This window comes from Pseudoroseomonas ludipueritiae, from assembly GCF_014490445.1.
In the GTDB taxonomy this organism is placed as follows: domain Bacteria; phylum Pseudomonadota; class Alphaproteobacteria; order Acetobacterales; family Acetobacteraceae; genus Pseudoroseomonas; species Pseudoroseomonas ludipueritiae.
In genome coordinates this window covers 1-14,385 of sequence record NZ_JACTUZ010000119.1, presented here as the reverse complement: position 1 = coordinate 14,385, position 14,385 = coordinate 1, and the positions used below count along the sequence as shown (strand labels likewise).

Below are 14,385 nucleotides of genomic sequence, written 5' to 3'. Positions count from 1 at the left end.
CGAGGCGGCGGGCGACCCCGGCCTGCTGCTGGCCGCCGGCTTCCCCGACCGCATCGCCGCCAAGCGCGGCACCATGGATGGCGCCTTCCGCATGGCCTCCGGCCAGGGCGCCCGGCTGCCGGCGACCGACAAGCTCGGCAAATCCCCGCTGCTGGCGGTGGCGGACCTGGAGCTGGCGGGCACCGAGGCCCGCATCCGCATGGCCGCGCCGCTGGACCGCGCCGTGCTGGAATCCCGCTTCCCCGAGCGCCTGGTGCGGGAGGAAGGCGCCGCCTTCGACGCCCGCGCCGGCGCCGTGGTGGCCCGCCGCCGCCTGCGCTTCGGCCCGCTGGTACTGGAAGAGGCCACCATCCCGCACGCCGACCCCGCCGCCGTGGCCGAGGAACTGGCCAGGGCCGCCGCCAGCCGCGGCTTCCGCGACCTCAACTGGACCGACGCCGCCAGCCAGACCCGCGCCCGCCTGGGCTGGATGCACAGGCTGGCGCCGGAGGAATGGCCGGATGTCTCCGACGCCGCGCTCGCCGCCACCGCCACCGAATGGCTGGCCCCCTGGCTGTCCGGCCTGACCAAGCTCTCGGAACTGAAGGGCCTGGATGCCACCGGCATCCTGCGCGCCCTGGTGCCGCATGCCCAGCAGCGCGCCCTGGATGCCGCCCTGCCGGTGCGGGTGGAACTGCCGAAGGGCCGTTCCGCCGCCATCGACTATTCGGGGGAGGTGCCGCGCCTGGAAGCCCGCGCCCAATGGCTGTTCGGCATGGCGATGCTGCCGCCGCTGGCGCAGGGGCGCATCCCCTTGCAGGTGGCGCTGCTTTCCCCCGCCGGGCGGCCCGTCGCCGTCACCGCCGACCTGCCGGGCTTCTGGCGCGGCGCCTGGGCCGATGTGCGCAAGGACATGCGCGGCCGCTACCCCAAGCACGACTGGCCGGAAGACCCATCCCGCCCCATGTAAGCGCAACTGACGGTGGAAGCGTTCCGTTGAAGCTGCCACGGTCCGACGCCACTGTTCAGTGCTATCGCCAGGATGTCCCCCGCCATGCCGCCGATCCCTTCCCGCACCCCCGCCCCCCGTTCCCGCCGCTTCGTGCTCGCCGGGCTGGCCGCCAGCGCCGCCCTGCCGCTGATCTCCTGCGCCTCCGTCCCCGCCCAGGCGCAGCGCGGCCTCCTGCCCGACTTCGCCGACCTGGCGGAGCGCGTGATGCCGGCCGTGGTGAATATCGCGGTGCTGAGCGAGCAGACCACGACCCAGGTGCCGCCCGAGCTGCGCGGCACGCCCTTCGAGCGTTATTTCCGGGAGCGCCGCGGCCGCCAGCAGGTGCAGGGCGCGGGCTCGGGCTTCATCATCGACCCCGCCGGCTACATCGTCACCAACAACCACGTGGTGGGCAACGCATCCCGCGTCGTGGTCTCGCTGCAGGATGGCACGGAACTGCCCGCCCGCGTCGTCGGCACCGATGAGCTGACCGACCTCGCCCTGCTGCGGGTGGAACCGCGCACCAGCCTGCCCTCCGTGCCCTGGGGCAGCAGCGCCGGCACGCGCGTCGGCCAATGGGTGCTGGCCTGCGGCAATCCCTTCGGCCTCGGCGGCACCGTCACCACCGGCATCGTCTCCGCCCGCGGGCGCGAGATCGGCGCCGGGCCCTTCGACGACTTCATCCAGACCGATGCCGCCATCAACCCCGGCAATTCCGGCGGGCCGCTGTTCAACACGGCCGGCGAGGTAATCGGCATCAACACCGCCATCTTCTCCCCCACCAATGCTTCCGCCGGCATCGGCTTCGCCACGCCCTCCGACCTGGCCAAGGGCGTGATCGAGCAACTGCGCCGCGATGGGCGGGTGGAACGCGGCTGGCTGGGCATCGCCGTGCAGGACTTCGGCAACGAGCCCGGCGGGCGCCGCGGCGCCCAGGTCCAGGCCGTGGAACGCGGCAGCCCCGGCGCCCGCGCCGGGTTGCGCCAGGGCGATATCCTGGTGGCGCTGAACGGAGAGCGAATGGAAGGCTCCCGCACCCTGATCCGCAATGTCGCCGGCACGCCGCCGGGCCAGACGGTGCGCCTGACGCTGATCCGCGACGGGCGGCAGCAGGAAATCGCGGTGCAGGTCGGGCGGCGGCCGCCTTCCGCCTCCTGAAGTTTCAAGGCTGGGGAATGAATTCCCCAGACCCCTTCTTTCTTTCGAGTTTATGGGTGCGCCGGAGGGCTTGGCCCTCCGGCGACTGCGGCCTCTGTTCGCGCGGCCTTTCTTGAAAACACCACAGCGACCCCGCCGCTCGCCTAAGCTCGAACCCAAACTCGAAGAAAAAAGAAGGGGGGTCCGGGGGAATTCATTCCCCCGGCCTTCTCACCACTGCGCCGCATCTGTCCCGAGCGGCACGGAAGGCCGCGCGAAGAAGGCTGGCGTCGCTTCCATCCGCGCCGCGTGCCGCACGGCGCTGAGCCGCCCGAAGCCGGAATCGGTTTCTTCCAGCAGATCCAACAGATCTTCCCGCCTTGGGTCCGGCGCGGCGAAGCCCTGTTCCAGTCGCCCGAGCCCACGCAACCAGCGGGCGGTGGCGGCGAGGGAGACGCGCACCTGCCAGGAGCCGCCTTCCGCCGCCCGCCGGTGCAGCGCCGCCAGGATGCCGAAGGCGAGCAGGTAGCCCGAGGCATGGTCCAGCGCCTGGGCGGGCAGGGGGCGGGGCTTGCTGTCGCCGGCGGCCTCGGCCTCGGCGCGGTTGAAGCCGCTGGCGGTCTGCACCAGGGAATCGAAGCCGCGCCGGCCTTGCCAGGGGCCTTCCCAGCCATAGGCGGAAAGGCTGGCATGGACGATGCCGGGGCGCAGGGCGGCCAGCCGCGCCGGCGTGAAGCCATGTGCCGCCAGGGCACCGGGGCGATAGGATTGCAGGAAGACATCCGCCCCCCGCGCCAGGGCTTCCAGCCGGGCATGGCCCTCGGGCTGGCGCAGGTCCAGTTGCGCGGAGCGTTTGCCGCGCCCGGTATCGATCACCAGCGGCGCCACGGCGGGCAGGTGCGGGGCGGTGACCAGCAGCACATCGGCGCCATGGGCGGCCAGCGCCCGCCCGGCCACGGGGCCGGCGATGATGCGCGTCATCTCCAGCACCCGCAGCCCTTCCAGCGGCCGGGCGGCGGCGGGCAGGGGCCGGGGCGGGGCATCGCCGATGCGGGTGATGGAGACCGGCCAATCCGCCACCGCCTGCCCTTGGGGCGAGGCATCCCATTGCGCGAAGGAACGCAGCGCGGCGACGCAGAGGCCGGCCTCGGCGGCGGCATCCTCGAAGGCCTGGGCCTGCCAGCCCAGCAGGGCGCGGGCGACGGCGGCGCGGTCGTTCTCCACGCCCAGCAGGCGCAGCACGCCGTCGCGGTGGTGCGGGAAATTGGTGTGCAGCCGCACCCAGCCGTCGGCGGTGGGGTAGAGGCCGGCAATGGCGTCCCAGAGTTCCGGCGCTTCCTGCCCATCGACGCGGAAGAGGCGCTCGGAGCGGAACTCGGCCGCCGCGTGGCGCATCTCCACGGCCAGGCGCTGGGCTGGGCCGCCGCGCTGGTGGTGGAGGCTGGCGGCGGCCAGGGCGGTGGCGGCGATGCTGGCCTGCGCCGCCGTGCCCACGGCGAAGGAGGAGGGCAGGGCGGGTTCCGCCCCGGTCAGTTCCAGCCAGCCCAGGGCCTCCGCCGGCAGCCCGGCGCGGTGCCAGAGGACGGCGGTGGCCTCGGCGGGGCTCATTCGAAGAAGGCCGCGATGCGGGCGGGGTCCACCTCCTCGATACGGGCAGGGGTCCAGCGGGGGGTGTTGTCCTTGTCCACCAGCAGGGCGCGCACGCCCTCGGCGAAGTCGGGGTACGGGGTCACGGTCCGCGCCAGCGCCACGTCCATGGCCAGGCAGCCGCGCAGGTCCAGGTGGCGGGCGCGCCTCAGCATCTCATGCGTCACGAAGAGGCTGGTGGGGGAGACGCGGCGCAGCACCGCCAGTTGCTCGGCGGCCCATTCGGTGCCCTCGGCCTCCAGCGCCGCGACAATGGCGGGGACGGAGCCGGCGCCGAAGCAGCGGTCCACCTCCGCCCGCCGCGCCGCCACCGTGCCCGGCGGCACCGGCCGCGCCATGCGGCCGATGGCGGAGAGATCGCCATCCAGCAGCGCCTCCCGCAGCGCCGGCAGGTCCTCGCGCGGCACGAAATGCGTGGCGAAGCCGCATTCCACCGCCTCCGGCCCCCGCATCCGCGCCCCGGCCAGGCCCAGCCAGAAGCCCAGCGCCCCCGGCATGCGGGAGAGCACGTAGCTGGCGCCGATATCGGGGAAGAGGCCGATGGTGGTCTCCGGCATGGCCAGCACGGCGGCTTCCGTTACCACCCGGTGGCTGCCATGCACCGAGACGCCGATGCCGCCGCCCATGCAGACGCCGTCGATCAGGCTGATCCAGGGCTTGGGGAATTCGCCGATATCGCCATTCATGGCGTATTCATCGGCCAGGAAGCGCACCAGCCCGGCGCCATCACCGGCCAGCAGCATCTCCCGCGCATGGCGCACGTCGCCGCCGGCGCAGAAGGCGCGGCCGCCCTCGCCCTCCACCAGCACGGCGGCCACGCCAGGGTCCTCGCGCCATTCCGCCAGGTGGCGGGCGATGCCGTGGATCATGGCCGGGTCCAGCGCATTCAGCGCACGCGGGCGGTTCAGCCGCAGGCGGGCGATGCCCCCTTGCCGTTCCACGATCAGGCTTTCCGCGAGCAGCTCCATCTTCCATCCCCAGGTTGCCTGCCGCCCAGCCTCGGCGCCACGCGCGCGGTTGACAAGTGCCCGGCCCTGGCCGCTTCCTCCTCGCATCGGGGATGCAGGAGAAGCCATGGCCGAGGCGCTGGTGCGGTTCGAGGGCGTGCGGAAGGCCTATGCTGCCGGCAGCTATGCCGTGAAGCAGCTGGACCTGGAGGTGATGCGCGGGGAATTGCTGACCCTGCTCGGTCCCTCCGGCTCCGGCAAGACCACGACGCTGATGATGCTGGCAGGCTTCGAGCAGCCCAGCGAAGGCCGCATCATGCTCGGCGGCCGCGACATCGCGCGCCTGCCGCCGCATAAGCGCGGCATCGGCGTGGTGTTCCAGTCCTACGCCCTGTTCCCGCACATGAGCGTGGCCGAGAACGTCGCCTTCCCCCTGGAAGTGCGCGGCGTGCCCAAGGCGGACCGCGCCGCCCGCGTCGCCCGCGCCCTGTCCGCCGTGCGGCTGGACGGCTTCGGGGAGCGCCGCCCGGCGCAGCTTTCCGGCGGCCAGCAGCAGCGCGTGGCCCTGGCCCGCGCCATGGTCTTCGAACCCCCCATCGTGCTGCTGGACGAACCGCTCGGCGCCCTGGACAAGGCGCTGCGCGAGGAAATGCAGTTCGAGATCCGCGACATCCACCAGCGGCTCGGCGTGACGATGATGTACGTCACCCACGACCAGCAGGAGGCGCTGACGCTGTCCGACCGCATCGCGGTCTTCGAGGGCGGGCTGATCCGCCAGCTCGCCCCGCCCCGCGCCATCTACGACCGCCCGGCCAATGCCTTCGTCGCCGGCTTCGTGGGCGAGAACAACCGCCTGCCCGGCAGGGTCCTGACGCGCAACGCCGATGAAGCCCGCATCGCCCTGGATTGCGGCCCCGAGGTGATGGCCCGCCCCGCCGATGATCTGGCGCCCGGCGCCCTCTGCCTGGTGACCATCCGGCCCGAGCGCGTGGCCGTGGCCGGTGTCGCCGCCGCCGAGCTGGGCGAAGGCGCCATGCCCGCCATGGTGCGGGAAGCCATCTTCCAGGGCGACCACGTCCGCCTGAAGCTGGCGCTGGGCGATGGCGGCGAAATCCTGGCGAAACGCCCCGTGGGCGGCACGAACCTGCCGGAGCCGGGGAGCGTCGCCGCCGTGGCCTGGGAAGCAGGGCAGGCACTGGCCTTCGCGACGGCGTAACAGGGCGGCAGGCCGGGGCCGAAGAGGGCTCCGCCCTCTCTGGACGCTCCCGCCGGGGTGACAGTGTCACCCCGGACCCCGCCATCGATTTTTTCAGGTAACCGGCCGGGTGCGCCGGAGATCGATGACCTCCGGCGACTGCGGGTTCAGCCCGCGCAGCCATTTTTGAAAAGCTGGCGCCGCGCCTCGGCCCAGGGTCGCAAAACTCGAAGCAGGGTCCGGGGTGGTCTCACCACCCCGGCGGGCGCGAACGTATACGTTCGCGAGGGCAGCGCACCAGCCTTGCTTACGCCGCCGCAGCCGCCTTGAAGATGCGGGACACATCGCCGCCCCATTCCTCGCGGCACAGGCGCAGCCAGCGGTCCGCCTGGGTTTCGCCGCTGGCCAGGATCTCTTCGAGCGGGGCGAGGTAGACCTCCTCCCCCAGCCCGCGTGCGCGCAACCCATCGCGGGCGATGGCCACGGCATCCGCCGCCACCTCCCGCACGCTGCGGCCGCGGAAGGGGGTTTCCAGCGCGCGTTCCGGCACGGCGACGCGCAGGGCCTGGATCTCGGCTACCGGCCAGTCGCGCACCAGGCTAGCCGCGGCCTTCTGGGCGGCGTCGTTGTAGAGCAGGCCGGTCCAGAAGGCGGGCAGGGCGTGCAGCATCTCGGGGCTGCCGGCATCCGCGCCGCGCATCTCCAGGAAGCGCTTCAGGCGCACGTCGGTGAAGACGGTGGTGACGTGGTCGGCCCAGTCGCCCATCGTGGCTTCCACGCCCGGGTGGTCCGGCAGGCCCTCGGCCATGAAGCGGCGGAAGCTGGCGCCGGCGCAGTCGATCCAGCGGCCCTCGCGCATGATGAAGTACATGGGCACGTCCAGCACGTGCTGCACGAAGCGCTCGAAGCCGAAGCCCTGCTCGAAGACCACGGCGGGGATACCGGTGCGGTCGGGGTCGGTTTCGGTCCAGACGCGGCCACGGAGCGTGCGCAGCCCGTTGGGCTTGCCCTCGGCGAAGGGGGAATTGGCGAAGAGGGCGGTGGCGATGGGCTGCAGCGCGAGGGAGACGCGCAGCTTCTCCACCATGTCCGCCTCGTCCCCGAAATCGAGGTTCACCTGCACGGTGCAGGTGCGCAGCATCATGTCGAGGCCCATGGAGCCCACGCGCGGCATGTAGTTGCGCATGATGGCGTAGCGGCCCTTGGGCATCCAGGGCATGTCGTCGCGCTTGGCCAGCGGGTGGAAGCCCAAGGGGGCGAAGCCCATGCCGAGGGGGGCGGCGACGTCCCGCGTCTCGTCCAGGTGGTTCTTCAGTTCATCCCAGCCGGCATGGAGGTCCGGCAGGGGCGCGCCGGAGAGCTCGAACTGCCCGCCCGGCTCCAGGCTGATGCTGGCCTTGCCGCGCGTCAGGCCAATGGGGTTGCCGTTATCCAGGATGGGCGACCAGCCCTTGGCCTGGAGCCCCTCCAGCAGGGCGCGGATGCCGCCCGCGCGCTCCGGCCCCGGGGCATAGGGCGGGGGGGCGAGGTCAGCGTGATAGAAGCCGAATTTCTCGTGCTCCGTGCCGATGCCCCACTGGGAGGCGGGCTTGGAGCCCTTGGCGAACCATTCGGCGAGTTGCCGCAAGGAGGTGATCGGCGTGAGATCGGCCTCGCCGGGATTGGACATTGGGTAAACCTGCGATCCGTTCGAGCGTGGGCCGGAAAAGCCCGTCTTGGGAACGGGGTTTGCCGTATCAGGAGGGGACGGTCCAGTCACCGGCCAATGCCTGCAGCACCGCCAGCCCCGCGACCGCCGCCGTCTCCGCCCGCAGGATGCGGGGACCGAGCGCGGCCGATGAAACAAAGTGTCGCCGGCCCATGGCGTCAAGCTCCGGCTTGGTAAATCCACCCTCGGGCCCGACCAGAATTCCGAGCGGGGGTGCCCGGCCGGGCAGCAGGCTGGCCAGGGAAGGCGCCTTTCCACGCTCGTGGCCGAGGAAAAGCGGCGTGCCGTCCCAGGCATCCAGCGCCGCGTGCAGGTCCTGGGCGGGGGCGATGGCCGGCAGGTCCAGCCGCTCGCATTGCTCGGCGGCCTCGCGGGCGATGGTGGAGAGGCGCTCATGGTTGATGCGGCCGACCACGCCGCGCGTCGTCAGCACCGGGTGGATGGAGGCGACGCCCAGCTCGGTGGCCTTTTCCACCACCCATTCCATGGCGTCCCGCTTCAGGGGGGCCAGCAGCAGGCGGATATCGGGCGTGGCGGCCTGGGGGCGCAGTTGCTCTTCCGGCACCAGGGTGGCGCGGTCCTTGCGGATGGCGCCGATGCGGGCGCGCCATTCCCCATCCCGCCCGTTGAAGAGATGAACAGAATCCCCTTCACCCTTGCGCATCACCTGGCCCAGGTAGTGGCCCTGGCCGGGCAAAGCGGGCACATCCACCCCTTCGGCGAGATCGGCTTCGACATACAGGCGAGGGATGGACATGAGCGGCTCCAGGAGAACAGAGGCAGGCACGGCTCCGCACACCGATATCCGCGCCCGGGGATGGGTGGCGCATCTGCCGGCCTCCTGGCAAGCCTATGCGCTGCTGATGCGGCTCGACCGGCCCATCGGCGTCTGGCTGCTGCTGCTGCCCGGCCTCTGGGCCTTCGCCATGGCGGCGCCGGACTGGGGCACGGGCCTGTGGCTGACGCTGCTGTTTGCGCTCGGCGCCACCATCATGCGCGGCGCCGGCTGCGTGGTGAACGACCTCTGGGACCGGGAGCTGGACAAGAAGGTCTCCCGCACCGCCGGACGGCCGCTGGCCTCCGGCGCCGTGTCCGTGAAGCAGGCGGTGGTCTTTCTGGCCGTGCTGCTGCTGCTGGGGCTGGTCATCCTGCTGCAGCTCAACTGGCTCTGCGTCATCCTGGGCGTGGTGTCGCTGATCCCGGTGGCGCTCTACCCCGCCGCCAAGCGCGTGACGGACTGGCCCCAGGCGGTGCTGGGCCTCACCTTCTCCTGGGCCGCGCCGGAAGGCTATGCCGCCGCCACCGGCCGGCTGGATGGCCCGGGGATCGCGCTCTACGCCGCCGCCTTCCTCTGGATCCTGGCCTACGACACCATCTACGCCCACCAGGACCGCGAGGATGACGTGCTGGTCGGCATCCGCTCCACCGCCCGCCGCTTCGGGGAGCGGACGCGCCCCTTCCTGGCCGTCTGCTACAGCGGCGTTGTGCTGCTGCTGGCGCTGGCCGGCTACCTCGCCGGCATGGGCCCCTGGTTCTGGCCGGTGCTGCTGGCGCCCGCCGCCATGCTGGCCTGGCAGGTGACGCGGCTGGATATCCACAACCCCGCCCTCTGCCTGCGGCTGTTCCAGAGCAACCGCGAGACCGGCCTGCTGGTGGTCCTGGCCTTCCTGGCGGGCCGGCTGTGAAGGACGGGGAAGCCTTCATCGCCGCGCATACCGCCCCCGCCCGCCCGGCCATGGTGCCGGAGGTGGAACTCTTTCTCGCCACCGCCATCACCCCCATCTGGCAGGCCACCGAGGAATGGCTGGCGGCGCGCAACATCGAGCCGCCCTTCTGGGCCTTCGCCTGGCCGGGCAGCCAGGCCCTGGCACGGCTGATGCTGGACGGCACCGTGCCGGTGCGCGGCCGCCGCGTGCTGGACTTCGCGGCCGGCGGCGGCCTCGCCGCCATCGCCGCCATGCTGACCGGGGCCCAGAGCGCCGAGGCCGCCGAGATCGACCCCCTGGCCCTGGCCGCCACCCGCCTGAATGCCCGCCACAACGGCGTCTCCGTCGCCACGCCGGAAGGCGACGTGGTGGGCCAGCCCTGCCGCTGGGACACGGTGCTGGCCGGCGATGTCTGCTACGAGGCGCCGATGACCGGCCATATCTTCCCCTGGCTGCGCCGCATGGCGGGGGAGGGCGCCGAGGTGCTGCTGGCCGACCCTGGCCGTGCCTATCTGCCCAAGGAAGGCCTCGCCGCCGTGGCGCGTTTCTCCGTGCCGACGACGCGGGAACTGGAAGACCGCGACGCGCGGGACGTGACGGTGTACCGCGTCCTGAAGTGAGGCGGGGGAAGGCCGTTCTGCTTCCGCGCCGGACGGCGCCGCTTCCCGCAGCGATGGAGCGGAGGTCGCGCCTGTGGCGCCCCTGGAACCGCTCTGAAAAACCGTAGTTAGAACCTTGGAAGATGCCGGAGCGGCCTCGGGGCCCCGGAACACCAGGAATGCTCGCGCAGCCGTGTCCGATGGAATGCTTGCCGGCGCCTTGGCGGATTTCCTATGGTGCGGCACCGCAATCTTCCAGCGCAGGAGGGCCGCCATGACAGATCCGCGTCACCAGCAGGCGCCCGTCCCGCCAGCGCCGCGCATGCCGGGCAAGGCCCTGGGCCGCAAAGGCCCGGCCTTCAGCGCACCGGCTCGCCGCCGCTAGGTCCGCACGGCCCCTCCCGGCCACGAACCTCCTCCACCGCCTGTCCCGTTCCCGAAGCCTGCGGCCTGCCCCAGGGCCTGCGTCGCGGCTTCCGCTCCGAAGGGCCGCCCGTGTGACGCGGGCGGTGAAACGCCGTGACCGCCGAAACCCCGCGCGTGGAGCCTTTCCGCGCCGTTCTGTTCTTTCTGTGGCGCCAGCTGCGCCGCCACCCCGCCCTGCTGGCCGCCGTGCTGGCCGGCATGACCATCGCCACCCTGGCCGATGTGCTGGTGCCGGTCTTTGCCGGCCAATTGGTCGATGCCATTGTCCGCGCCGGGGAGATCGGGCGCGAGGCCGCGCTGGCCGAGGCGCTGCGGGCGCTCGGCATGCTGGCGCTGCTGGGCCTGGCGCTGCTGGGCGGCCGTGCCGGCGCCTTCATGGCCATCACTGGCCTGACGTTGCGGGTGATGTCCGCCACCGGCGCGGAAGCCTTCCACCGGGTGCAGCGCTTCTCGGCCGACTGGCATGCCAACAGCTTCGCCGGCTCCACCGTGCGCAAGATCAGCCGCGGCATGTGGGCCATCGACCTGCTGGACGACACCATCCTGGTTGCCCTGCTGCCCTCGGCCATGATGCTGCTCGGCGCCACGCTGCTGCTGGGCTGGCGCTGGCCGCTGATGGGCGCGCTGGTGGGCCTCGGCGGCGCGCTCTATGTGGCGCAGACGGTGTGGCTCTCCCTCCGCTGGGTGGCGCCGGCGGCGCGGCTCTCCAATAGCTGGGACACGCGGCTGGGCGGCGCCATGGCGGATGCGGTGGGCGCCAATGCCGTGGTCAAGGCCTTCGGCGCCGAGGCGCGGGAAGATGCCCGCCTCGGCCGCATGATCGGCAAGTGGCGCCGCCGCACCGCGCGCACCTGGCAGCGCGGCACCCTCTCCGGCGCGGCGCAGACGGCCACCATGACGCTGCTGCGCGTCGTCATCCTCGGCGCCGCGCTGTGGCTGTGGTGGCGCGGCGAGGCCAATGCCGGCGACCTCGCCACCGTGCTGACCATGTTCTTCATGGTGCAGGGCTATCTGCGCGATGTCGGCTACCACATCAGCAACCTGCAGCGCGGCGTGAACGAGATGGAGGAACTGGTGGCGCTGCATGACGCGCCGCTCGGCATCGAGGATGCGCCCGATGCGCGCCCCCTCGCCGTCACGCGCGGCGAGATCGCCTTCGAGCATGTCACCTTCCGCTATGGCGGGCATCCCACGCCGCTGTACCGCGACCTCAACCTGCGCATCCGCGCGGGGGAAAGCCTCGGCCTCGTCGGCCCCTCCGGCTCGGGCAAGACCACGCTGGTCAAGCTGATCCAGCGGCTGCACGACGTGACGGAAGGGCGCGTCACCATCGACGGGCAGGATGTGCGGCGGGTGACCCAGACCTCGCTGCGCCAGCGGATCGCGATCGTGCAGCAGGAGCCGGTGCTGTTCCACCGCTCCCTGGCGGAGAACATCGCCTATGCCCGGCCAGGCGCGACGATGGAGGAGATCCGCCGCGCCGCCGCCCTGGCCAATGCCGAGGAGTTCATCGGCCGCCTGCCACGCAGCTACGGCACGCTGGTCGGCGAGCGCGGCGTGAAGCTTTCGGGCGGGGAGCGGCAGCGCGTGGCGCTGGCCCGCGCCTTCCTGGCCGATGCGCCGATCCTGATCCTGGACGAGGCCACCTCGGCCCTGGATTCGGAAAGCGAGGCGGCGATCCAGGAGGCGATGGGGCGGCTGATCCGTGGCCGCACGGCCATCATCATCGCGCACCGGCTCTCCACGGTGCGCGCCATGGACCGTATCCTGGTCTTCGACCGCGGCGCGGTGGTGGAGGAAGGGCGGCACGAGGCGCTGGTCCAGCGGCCGGGCGGCCTCTACCGCCGTCTCTTCGAGCGGCAGGCGCTGGAACTGACCGGCGGCTGATACGGGGCGGGGCCGGGCGGAACCCCGGCCCGCCTTCAGCGCGGCCCACACCGCCCCAGGCCCGTCAGGATGCCGCGGGCGTCAGTGTCTCGCGGAAGCGCGCGGCGCAGGCGGCCCAGGACCAGCCCTCGGCATAGCGGCGGCAGGCGGCGCGGTCGGTCTCCAGCGCGGCGAGGCAGGCGGCGCGCAGGTCCTCGTCCAGCGCGCCCACCGGCTCCGGCGCCGTGCCGATCACGTCCACCGGCCCGGTGACGGGAAAGGCGGCGACCGGCGTGCCGGCGGCCAGCGCCTCCAGCAGCACAAGGCCGAAAGTGTCGGTGCGGGAGGGGAAGACAAAGACATCCGCCCCGGCATAGGCGGCGGCGAGCTTGCCGTTCTCCAGCCTGCCGGTGAAATGCGCCTGCGGAAAGCGCGCCTGCAGCGCGGCGCGCTGCGGGCCATCGCCCACCACCGCCTTGCTGCCGGGCAGGTCGAGGGCGAGGAAGGCCTCGATGTTCTTCTCCACCGCGATGCGGCCCGCATAAAGGAAGACCGGGCGCGGCAGCCCTTCCCAGGGCGCGCGGGGCGCGGGCTTGAAGCGGTCGAGGTCCACGCCGCGCGACCAGGGCGCGAGGCCGGTGAAGCCGCGCGCCGCCATTTCCCGCGCGAGCGATGGTGTCGCGACCAGCACGGCGGCGGAAGGGCGGTGGAAGCGGCGCATCAGCGCCCAGCTCCAGGCCTTCGGAACTCCCGTGCGGGCATGGACATAATCGGGAAAGCGTGTGTGGAAGGAGGTGGTGAAGCGCCAGCCCTGCTTCAGGCAGAGCGCGCGGGCGGCCCAGCCTAGCGGGCCCTCGGTGGCGACATGGATGGCATCGGGGCGGAATTCCGCCACCAGCCGCGCCAGGCGGCGGCGCGGCGCCAGGGCCAGGCGGATCTCGGCATAGCCGGGCGTGGGGAAGGTGCGGAAGCGGTCGGGGCCGATGACCTCCACCACGTCGCCGCCCTCGCGCAGGTGTTGCACCACCACGGAAAGGGTGCGCACCACGCCATTGACCTGCGGCAGCCAGGCATCGGAGACGATCAGGATGCGCGCGGGCGCGCCGGGCGGCATCCTCAGGCCGGCAGGGTGAGACGCGGCGCGGGCAGCGGCGGCATGGGCTGGGGCAGGCGCTGCGCGGCGGTGCCGTCCAGGAGTTCGAAGCGGCCATCGTCATGTTCGGCGAGCGCGGTGCAGCTTTCCACCCAGTCCCCGCCATTCATGTAGAGCACGCCGCCGATGTCGCGCATCTCGGCATGGTGGATATGGCCGCAGATGACGCCATGGTGGCCGTGGCGGCGCGCCTCGGCGGCCAGCGCGGTCTCGAAGCGGTCGATCGCCATCACCGCGCCCTTCACCTGCCGCTTCAGCCACTGGCTGAGCGACCAGTAGGGATATCCCAGGCGGCGCCTGGCGATATTGAAATAGCGGTTCAGCTCCAGCGCCATGCTGTAGGCGCTGTCCCCCAGCAGGGCCAGGAAGCGGTAGTAGCGCACCACGCTGTCGAATTCGTCGCCGTGCATCACCAGGAAGCGGCGGCCATCGGCGGCGGTATGCACGGCCTCCCGCACCAGCTTCACGCCGGCCACTTCCAGGCCCAGCCAGGCGCGGAACAACTCGTCATGATTGCCGGGGATATAGGTGACTTCGGTGCCGGCGCGGGCGAAGCGCAGGATCAGCCGCAGCACCTCGTCATGATGCCTGTCCCAGTACCAGCTTTTGCGAAGGCGCCAGCCATCGACGATGTCGCCGACCAGGTAGAGCTTCTCGCATTCCACATGGCGCAGGAATTCCGCCAGGGCCTCGGCGCGGCTGCCGCGCGTGCCGAGATGGGTGTCGGAGATGAAGACGCTGCGGAAGCGGCGCTTCGGCGTGATCCCGTCGTCGGGGCTGTGATGCATGGTGTTCCCGGCGCTGCGACACAGCCTGGATAGCCTGCCGATGCCGCCCTGGGCGTGAAGCTTTGCTGACAACGCCTGGGCCGTATGCGACGCGGCGCGCTTCATGCTCTACAGGGCGGCCCATGCTGATCGTCTTCAACCCCACTGCCGGCAGCCGTCGCCGCTCCCGCCTGGAGCGCGCCCGCGCGCTGCTGCCCGGCGCGCGGCTGGCTGAGACCGCCGGCCCCGGCCATGCCGAGGCCC

Annotated in this window: 12 protein-coding genes; 6 read left to right on the top strand and 6 right to left on the bottom strand. The window is 72.1% G+C overall.

Annotation, left to right across the window (positions count from 1 at the left end):
- Both IBL25_RS19390 and IBL25_RS19385 read left to right on the top strand, forming a co-directional pair.
- On the top strand, positions 1-949 hold a 949-nt coding region (locus IBL25_RS19390), incomplete at its 5' end, for an ATP-dependent helicase C-terminal domain-containing protein (protein WP_275296040.1).
- Positions 950-1,033: 84 nt separating this feature from the next.
- Entirely contained in the window at positions 1,034-2,128 is a 1,095-nt protein-coding gene (locus IBL25_RS19385; RefSeq protein ID WP_187780160.1) for a S1C family serine protease, read from the top strand.
- A gap of 210 nt (positions 2,129-2,338) precedes the next feature.
- On the opposite strand, the gene IBL25_RS19380 is transcribed toward IBL25_RS19385, so the two are convergent.
- Both IBL25_RS19380 and IBL25_RS19375 read right to left on the bottom strand, forming a co-directional pair.
- Positions 2,339-3,715 (bottom strand): CoA transferase, encoded by a 1,377-nt coding sequence (locus IBL25_RS19380; RefSeq protein WP_187780159.1) that lies wholly within the window; start codon positions 3,713-3,715, stop codon positions 2,339-2,341.
- Entirely contained in the window at positions 3,712-4,722 is a 1,011-nt protein-coding gene (locus tag IBL25_RS19375; RefSeq protein WP_187780158.1) for an enoyl-CoA hydratase/isomerase family protein, read from the bottom strand. The genes IBL25_RS19380 and IBL25_RS19375 overlap by 4 nt, the downstream gene beginning before the upstream one ends.
- 106 nt (positions 4,723-4,828) lie before the next feature.
- Between IBL25_RS19375 and IBL25_RS19370 the strand changes: the two genes are divergently transcribed.
- Positions 4,829-5,917 (top strand): ABC transporter ATP-binding protein, encoded by a 1,089-nt coding sequence (locus tag IBL25_RS19370; RefSeq protein WP_187780157.1) that lies wholly within the window; start codon positions 4,829-4,831, stop codon positions 5,915-5,917.
- A 286-nt stretch (positions 5,918-6,203) separates the two neighbouring features.
- Here IBL25_RS19370 and IBL25_RS19365 read toward each other — a convergent pair whose 3' ends face one another.
- Both IBL25_RS19365 and IBL25_RS19360 read right to left on the bottom strand, forming a co-directional pair.
- On the bottom strand, positions 6,204-7,565 hold the full coding sequence (locus tag IBL25_RS19365) for a glutamate--cysteine ligase (RefSeq protein WP_187780156.1): 1,362 nt from the start codon (positions 7,563-7,565) through the stop codon (positions 6,204-6,206).
- Between the two features lie 67 nt (positions 7,566-7,632).
- Entirely contained in the window at positions 7,633-8,361 is a 729-nt protein-coding gene (locus IBL25_RS19360) for a 16S rRNA (uracil(1498)-N(3))-methyltransferase (RefSeq protein ID WP_187780155.1), read from the bottom strand.
- Between IBL25_RS19360 and ubiA the strand changes: the two genes are divergently transcribed.
- From ubiA to IBL25_RS19345, 3 genes are all read left to right on the top strand, one after another.
- Positions 8,354-9,289, top strand: a complete 936-nt coding sequence (ubiA, locus tag IBL25_RS19355; RefSeq protein ID WP_187780154.1) for a 4-hydroxybenzoate octaprenyltransferase — start codon at positions 8,354-8,356, stop codon at positions 9,287-9,289. The two genes, IBL25_RS19360 and ubiA, sit on opposite strands and share 8 nt — an antisense overlap.
- Positions 9,286-9,930 carry a class I SAM-dependent methyltransferase gene (locus IBL25_RS19350; protein ID WP_367615644.1) on the top strand — a complete coding sequence of 215 codons (645 nt, stop codon included), beginning with the start codon at positions 9,286-9,288 and terminating at the stop codon, positions 9,928-9,930. The genes ubiA and IBL25_RS19350 overlap by 4 nt, the downstream gene beginning before the upstream one ends.
- 498 nt (positions 9,931-10,428) lie before the next feature.
- Positions 10,429-12,222, top strand: a complete 1,794-nt coding sequence (locus IBL25_RS19345; protein ID WP_367615643.1) for an ABC transporter ATP-binding protein — start codon at positions 10,429-10,431, stop codon at positions 12,220-12,222.
- 64 nt (positions 12,223-12,286) lie between these two features.
- On the opposite strand, the gene IBL25_RS19340 is transcribed toward IBL25_RS19345, so the two are convergent.
- Complete coding sequence (locus tag IBL25_RS19340; protein ID WP_187780153.1) at positions 12,287-13,315, bottom strand: glycosyltransferase family 4 protein; 1,029 nt, start codon at positions 13,313-13,315, stop codon at positions 12,287-12,289.
- Positions 13,316-13,317: 2 nt separating this feature from the next.
- Positions 13,318-14,142: a UDP-2,3-diacylglucosamine diphosphatase gene (locus tag IBL25_RS19335; protein WP_187780152.1), complete on the bottom strand. Its 825-nt coding sequence runs from the start codon at positions 14,140-14,142 to the stop codon at positions 13,318-13,320.
- Positions 14,143-14,385 lie beyond the last annotated feature (243 nt).